The 6,000-nt window shown below is 72.0% G+C and carries 5 protein-coding genes; all 5 read right to left on the bottom strand.

The annotated features are described in order from the left end of the window. Positions 1-168: 168 nt before the first annotated feature. The 5 genes from C1I92_RS16305 to C1I92_RS34490 all read right to left on the bottom strand — a co-directional run bounded on the left by C1I92_RS16305 (position 169) and on the right by C1I92_RS34490 (position 5,977). A complete protein-coding gene (locus tag C1I92_RS16305; protein WP_111255702.1) occupies positions 169-2,304 on the bottom strand; it encodes an MMPL family transporter in 2,136 nt (711 codons plus the stop codon). A gap of 115 nt (positions 2,305-2,419) precedes the next feature. After that, positions 2,420-3,505, bottom strand: a complete 1,086-nt coding sequence (locus C1I92_RS16300; RefSeq protein ID WP_111255701.1) for a GNAT family N-acetyltransferase — start codon at positions 3,503-3,505, stop codon at positions 2,420-2,422. Positions 3,506-3,549: 44 nt separating this feature from the next. Continuing rightward, positions 3,550-4,221, bottom strand: coding sequence for a D-lyxose/D-mannose family sugar isomerase (locus C1I92_RS16295; RefSeq protein WP_111255700.1), 672 nt, complete (start codon positions 4,219-4,221; stop codon positions 3,550-3,552). A 20-nt stretch (positions 4,222-4,241) separates the two neighbouring features. Continuing rightward, positions 4,242-5,192 carry a hypothetical protein gene (locus tag C1I92_RS16290; protein WP_199521294.1) on the bottom strand — a complete coding sequence of 317 codons (951 nt, stop codon included), beginning with the start codon at positions 5,190-5,192 and terminating at the stop codon, positions 4,242-4,244. Positions 5,193-5,302: 110 nt separating this feature from the next. After that, a complete protein-coding gene (locus C1I92_RS34490) occupies positions 5,303-5,977 on the bottom strand; it encodes a nucleotidyl transferase AbiEii/AbiGii toxin family protein (RefSeq protein ID WP_233507032.1) in 675 nt (224 codons plus the stop codon). Positions 5,978-6,000 lie beyond the last annotated feature (23 nt).

The following is a 6,000-nucleotide window of genomic DNA, read 5'->3' as shown; positions in this document are numbered from 1 at the left end:
CATCACCACCGCCCAGATCGCCACCGCCTGACCAGCCCACCAGCACCGGACCCCGACAAGCCGACAACCCAAGAACCACCAACCCGAACCACACCGGTCAGCTACAACCACAAAGAGCAACAGGCTCTATGACATCCCAAAAGGTTGATGATCATGGAACCGAGGGGCTCAGCGCACCGGCCGCGGCTCCTCCGACGACACGTCGACCGGCTCCGCCAACACCTCTGACACCGGCGGCTCCGGTTGCCGCGACAGCGCGCTCGGCCACCACATGCGCGCCCCCAGGTCCAGGTTGAGCGCCGTCACCAGGATCGACCGCACGATCAGCGTGTCCAGCAGCACGCCCAGCGCCACTGCGATCCCGATCTCCGCGAACGCCACCACCGGCAGCGTCGCCAGCACGGCGAACGTCCCGGCCAGCACGAGCCCGGCCGACGTGATGACGCCGCCGGTCGCGGCGAGGCCGATCAGCGCCCCGCGCCGGGTGCCGTGCTGCTTGGCCTCCTCGTGGACGCGGGTCATCAGGAAGATGTTGTAGTCGATGCCCAGCGCCACCAGGAACACGAAGACGAACAGCGGGAACGCGGTGTCGGCGCCGGCGAAGCCGAGGAGGTGCTCGAAGATCAGCGAACTGATCCCGAGCGCCGCGGCGAACGACAGCACGACCGTCGCGACCAGGAGAAGCGGCGCGACGATCGCACGCAGCAGGATCATCAGGATCACGAACACCGCCGCCAGCACCAGCGGCATGATCACCAGGCTGTCCCGGCCGGCCGCGTTCTGGGCGTCCAGCGCGACCGCCGTGTTGCCGCCGACCAGCGCATTCGCGTCCGGCACGACGTGCACGCTGTCGCGGACCGCCTCGACGGTGTCCTGCGCGGCCGGGCTGTCCGGCGCCGCCTCGAGGGTGCCGTCCATGGAGGCGATGTCGCCGAGCACGACGGGGTCGGCGACCGACGCGATCCCCGGCGTGGCCGCGAACGCCTCGCGCACCGCGTCGGCCGCGCTCGCGTCGGCGATGACGACGACCGGGCTGCCGGTGCCGGCCGGGAAGTGCCGGGCCAGCGCCTCCTCGCCGGCGATCGAGGCGGGCCGGTCGACGAAGGCATCGGCGTTGGCGATCACGCCGGTGTTCAGCCCCAGCAGCCCGAGCGCCATCGCACCGAGGGCCAGCGACGTCCCGATCCACACCGTCCTCGGGCGGCGCGCGATCGCCCGGCCGGTCCGCGCCCAGAACCCGCGCTCCGTCGGCTCGGCCGACCCGAACCGAGGCTTGAGCGGCCAGAACACCCACCGCCCGGAGAGGACGAGCAGCGCCGGCAGCAGCGTCAGCATCGCCGCGAGCCCGATCACGACGCCGATCGCCAGCACCGGGCCCATCCCGCGGGTCGAGTTCATCTCCGCGGCCAGCAGGCACAGCATGCCGACGGCGACGGTGGCGGCGCTGGCCACGATCGCCGGCCCGGCGCGGTGCAGCGCGAACGCCATCGCCTCGTGCCGGTCCTCGTGCCGGCGCAGCTCCTCGCGGTAGCGGGCGATCAGCAGCAGCGCGTAGTCGGTGCTCGCGCCGAACACCAGCACCAGCAGGATCCCCGCGGTCTGCCCGTTGACGGTGACGCCGGCGTACTCGGCCAGCAGGTAGACGACGGCCTGCGCGGCGGTGAGCGCGGTGAAGGCGGAGAACACCGGGATGATCCACAGCACCGGGCTGCGGTACGAGAACAGCAGGATGACGATGACGACGCCCATCGCCGCGTAGAGCAGCGTGCCGTCGATGCCCTCGAAGGCGTCGGCGAAGTCGGCGGAGACGCCGGCCGGCCCGGCGACGTAGGCGGACAGCCCGTCCGGCTCGTCGGCCAGGATGTCGTTCATCTCGGTGACGGCGTCGCCGAGCGCGAACCAGCCGCCGTCGCCGGGGTCGATCTGCACGATGACCTGCAGCGCCTCGCCGTCCTCGGACGGGATCGGCCCGAGGACCTCGCCGGTGACGTGCTCGACGTCGGCGAACGCGCGGGCGTCGTCGGCCGCCTTGGCCTGGTCGTCCGGGGTGATGCCGCCGGACCGTTCGTACACGACGATGGCCGGCAGCTCGTCGCCGGTCTGGAAGGCGTCGCGCTGCGCCTCGAACACCCGGGTCGACTCCGCCGAGCCGGGCAGCCAGGACGCGGTGTCGTTGTCCTGCGCCCCGGTCAGCTTCGCCGACAGCGGGAACGTGACCGCCAGCACGATCACCCAAAACACCAGGACGATCCACTTGGTGCGGCGGCCGCTGACGAGCGGCCCGAGTCGTCGCGTACTGGCCATGGTCATCACTCCCCGGCCGGCCGGCGCCGGCCTGCGGTTCGGAGTCCAAGACCCGCACGAGTCTAGGCGGGTATCGTCCGCCTGGACCGGTTGCGCACCGGATATTTTCCGGTCATCAGGGCGTGAGCTTCCAGCTCCCGTCGTAGCCGATCGGCACGAACCCGACCGCCTCGTTGACGTCGAGCATGTGCCGGTTCTCCTCGGCGTTGAACGTGGTGACCATCGGCGAGGATGGGCTCACCTCGGCCAGCCGCTGCAGGTTGGCCACCTTGAGCAGCATGCCGAGGCGGCGGCCGCGGTGCTCGGACAGGACCAGGGTGTCCTCCTGCGTCACCGGCCGGCTGCGGTCGGCGGGCAGGTAGAGCTCGTTGTAGCCGGCCAGCCGCCCCGTCGGCACGTGCTCGGCCGCGACGGTGAGGCGCTCGCGGCCGCTGTCGGCGAGCTGACGGTCCAGCCGGGCGACGCGGTCGGCGTCCCACTTCTCCTCGGAGAAGTCCATGCCGGCGCTGGGCGCGTCGGTGCTCATGCGGGTCTTCATCGTGACGAGGTCGCCGACCCACTCGGCGGGCGTGGCGCCGGTCCAGGCGACGAGGCGGTAGTCGTCGCCCGCGGCGGCCTGGGCGGCGGTCCGCTTCGCCGCGAGCAGCGCCGGGTCGACCGGCAACGGCAGCGCGCTGATGCGTCCCACCTGCTCGAGCCGGTAGCCGCGGCGGAGCAGGAAGCGTGCGCCGGGGTCGTCGGCGGACAGCCAGCCGAAGCCGGTCGGCGGCTCGATCCGCTCGCCGGTCTCCGGCCGGGTGTGGATCGCCTCGGCCTGCAGCGTGGGGCGCCCGGACGCCACCGCGATGGCGGTCAGGTGGTCCAGCAGCGCGGTGCCGATGCCGCGGCGGCGGAACTCGGGCAGCACCTCGGCCGTGGCCCACGACGCGCTCGCACCCTCCTCGGCCTGCCACGACAGCATGCCGCGCGCGACGATGCGGCCGCCGACGCGGGCGACGAACAGCCGGATCGGCTCGTCCTCCTGCGCCTGGTAATTGGGCAGCAGCTCACGCGCGGTGCAGTTGAGCGCGTCGGTGCCCATGATCTGCGTCTCGATGGCGTTGCGGACGTCGACCATCTCGGCGAACGCGGCCGCCTCGGGTACGTCCATCGAGGCCGGGATCGCCAGCTCCTCGATGTCGACGGCGGTGTCGGTGCTCATGATCTCGACGGTAGCCGCCGGGCGCCGGGCGCCGCACCGGGTTTTCAGCCGGCGAGGACCGCCTCGTACTCGCTGACCAGCAGGTACCGCGCCGGTGCGTCCTCGGTGACGGCCGGGAAGCGCGGCGACGGGTCGAGGAACACGTTGTCGTCGACGTCGTCGTTCACCGACGACACCTCACCGGCCAGCAGCACCCCGCCGTCGGCCCAGAACCGGTGGTACACGCCGGCCGGCACCTGCACGCTCTGCCCCGGCTCCAGCCGGAGCTGCTCGCCACCGCGGACCGCCCGCTCCAGCCCGTCGACCAGCGTGACGACGGCGTCGTCGCCCGACTCCGGGTGCAGCTCCACGACCAGCGCCGCGCCGCCGCGGTTGATGATGTCCTCGGTCTTGCGCCGGTGCAGGTGCATCGGCGTCTCCTGGCCGTCGCGCGCGACCATGAACTTCTCCGCGTACGTCTGCCCGGCCCCGGCGTCGCGCTCGGCCAGGCTGCCGTTGCGCAGCGTGCACAGGACCAGGCCGACGCGGTCGAAGTCGCCACGGCCGAAGTCGGTGACGTCCCAGCCCAGGCCCCGTTCCAGCGCCGGCCGCGCCGACGGCGGCGCGGCCAGCCACTCGTCCCGGCCCCAGGTGGCGAACCCGGGCAGCACGATCCCCGCGTCTTCGGCCCGCGAGCGGGCGTCGTCGATGGCGGCGTCGATGCGGGATCTCTTCACGGGTCAGGAGTCTACGGCGGCTACTCCTCGAACTCGCCCGGCCCGTTCACCTGCCACGGGTCCTCGTCGGACTCGACGATGTCGCCGACCGGGATCCGGTAGCTGAGCACCTCGGAGCTGCTCCGGCTGATGCCCCACAGCGTCGAGTTCTGCCGCGCGTCGTCCCAGGCGATGCCCTGCCCCTGGATGCCGGGCAGCGTGATCGTCGCAACCCACTCCAGTTCGCTGCCGGCCTGCGGCAGCTGCATGACGTAGGCCTCGGGCAGGTCGTGGCCGGTCAGCCAGAGCCGTCCGTCCGGCCCCCACGAGCCGCCGCTGTTGCTCATGTCGTCGAAGCGGTCGAGGATCTCCTTCGGGATCGTCCACGACTCGACCACCTGGAAGTCGTCGTCCAGCTTCACGACCTGCGTGTTGTAGGTCTCGCCGTACGGGACGTCGGTGCCGTTGCGCAGCCGGTCGTAGTTCGCGAACGTCGCCCACCAGGCGCCGTCGTGGCGATCCAGCCAGGTCAGCGAGCCGCGGTAGATGCCGAAGCTGTGGGTGCCGATGTGGCGCATCGTGCGGGTGTCGAAGATCTCGATGGAGCTCTCCATCGGATACTCCGAGTAGTTCGAGTGCGCCGCGTACAGCCGCCCGTTGTGGACGACGCCGCTGTCCAGGTGCTCGATCGGCCCGTCCTCGACGCCGGCGAACTGCAGCAGCGGCTGCCCGGTGACGCGGTCGTGCTTGGTGATCGTCCGATTGTTGACGGCGTAGAAGTAGCGCCCGTCGACGGCCACGCCCTGGTTCGCGTCGAACGCGGCGTAGCGGGCGACCTCGGTGCCCGGCAGCACCTGGTCGGCGCCGGCCGCGGCGGCTTTCGGCGCGACGGCGGCAGCGGGGAGGCTCTGCGCGGAGACCAGCAACGTGCCCAGCGCGACGGCGCTCGTCGCGGCGGCCAACGCTCGCGCGACGTTCCTGCGGCGGATCATCTCGACCTCCGGTGGTGGGGTGGGTGGTGGCACAGAAGCCTCGAACCCGCCCGGATCCGGCGCGATAACGCGCCCCGGCGGCCGGATGAAACGTCCATGAACGCCGTGGCTCAGCCCGGCTCCATGCCCTCCCAGCGGCGCTCTGCCGCCGACCAGGTGAGCCGTCGATGCTCCTCGGCGAGTGGATCGGCGAAGTCGACGACGCCGGCGACCAGTGCGCCGAAGTCGTCCGGCAGGTGTGCGCCGTCGGCCCGCAGCGACCGGCGGTACGCGTCGTAGGCGCCGCGCCGTTGGCCGACGAGGTCGTCGATGGCCGCCGAGAGCGGCCCGGCTGGTCCGCCGCGGAAGCCGGTGGTGGCGAGCAGCGCCGCCCGCATGGCCTCATGGCCGAGGTCGTGCCGGCCGGTCAGCGTGTACACGTCCGCATAGTCGCGGATCCGGGTGTTGGTGGCGCCCAGCAGCGTGGCCGTGGCGATCTTCTCAGCCAGCACCGTCTCGATCGGGTAGCCGAGGATCCGTACCGGTGGGATGCCAGGGCGGATCGGCGGTAGCTCGACGGTGCGTGGGGCAGGGGTCACCGGGTCGCCGAAGTTGACGTCGAGGCGGAACCGCACCGTCGCGGTCGCGATTCTCGCCTCCATCGCGATGCGAACCCCGGAGTAGAGCGCGTCGTCACGGATGATTCGTGCCCGGGCCGTGTCCGGCAGGAACTCGACGCCGTCGTCGGCGGGCAGCCCGGCGATCTCCGCGACGACGCGGACGACGGTGTCCGTGTCGTTGGCGATATGCCGGGCCAGCGCGTCGGCGT

This window comes from Jiangella anatolica, from assembly GCF_003236295.1.
Taxonomy (GTDB): domain Bacteria; phylum Actinomycetota; class Actinomycetes; order Jiangellales; family Jiangellaceae; genus Jiangella; species Jiangella anatolica.
The sequence above is the reverse complement of the archived record's forward strand: the minus strand, read 5'-3'. Positions and strand labels throughout refer to the sequence as shown.

What these genes read in the sequence shown, in the direction of transcription:
- C1I92_RS16305 (WP_111255702.1), bottom strand. Translation starts at nt 2,304, where the DNA reads ATGGCCAGTACGCGACGACTCGGGCCGCTCGTCAGCGGCCGCCGCACC.
- C1I92_RS16300 (WP_111255701.1), bottom strand. Translation starts at nt 3,505, where the DNA reads ATGAGCACCGACACCGCCGTCGACATCGAGGAGCTGGCGATCCCGGCC.
- C1I92_RS16290 (WP_199521294.1), bottom strand. Translation starts at nt 5,192, where the DNA reads ATGATCCGCCGCAGGAACGTCGCGCGAGCGTTGGCCGCCGCGACGAGC.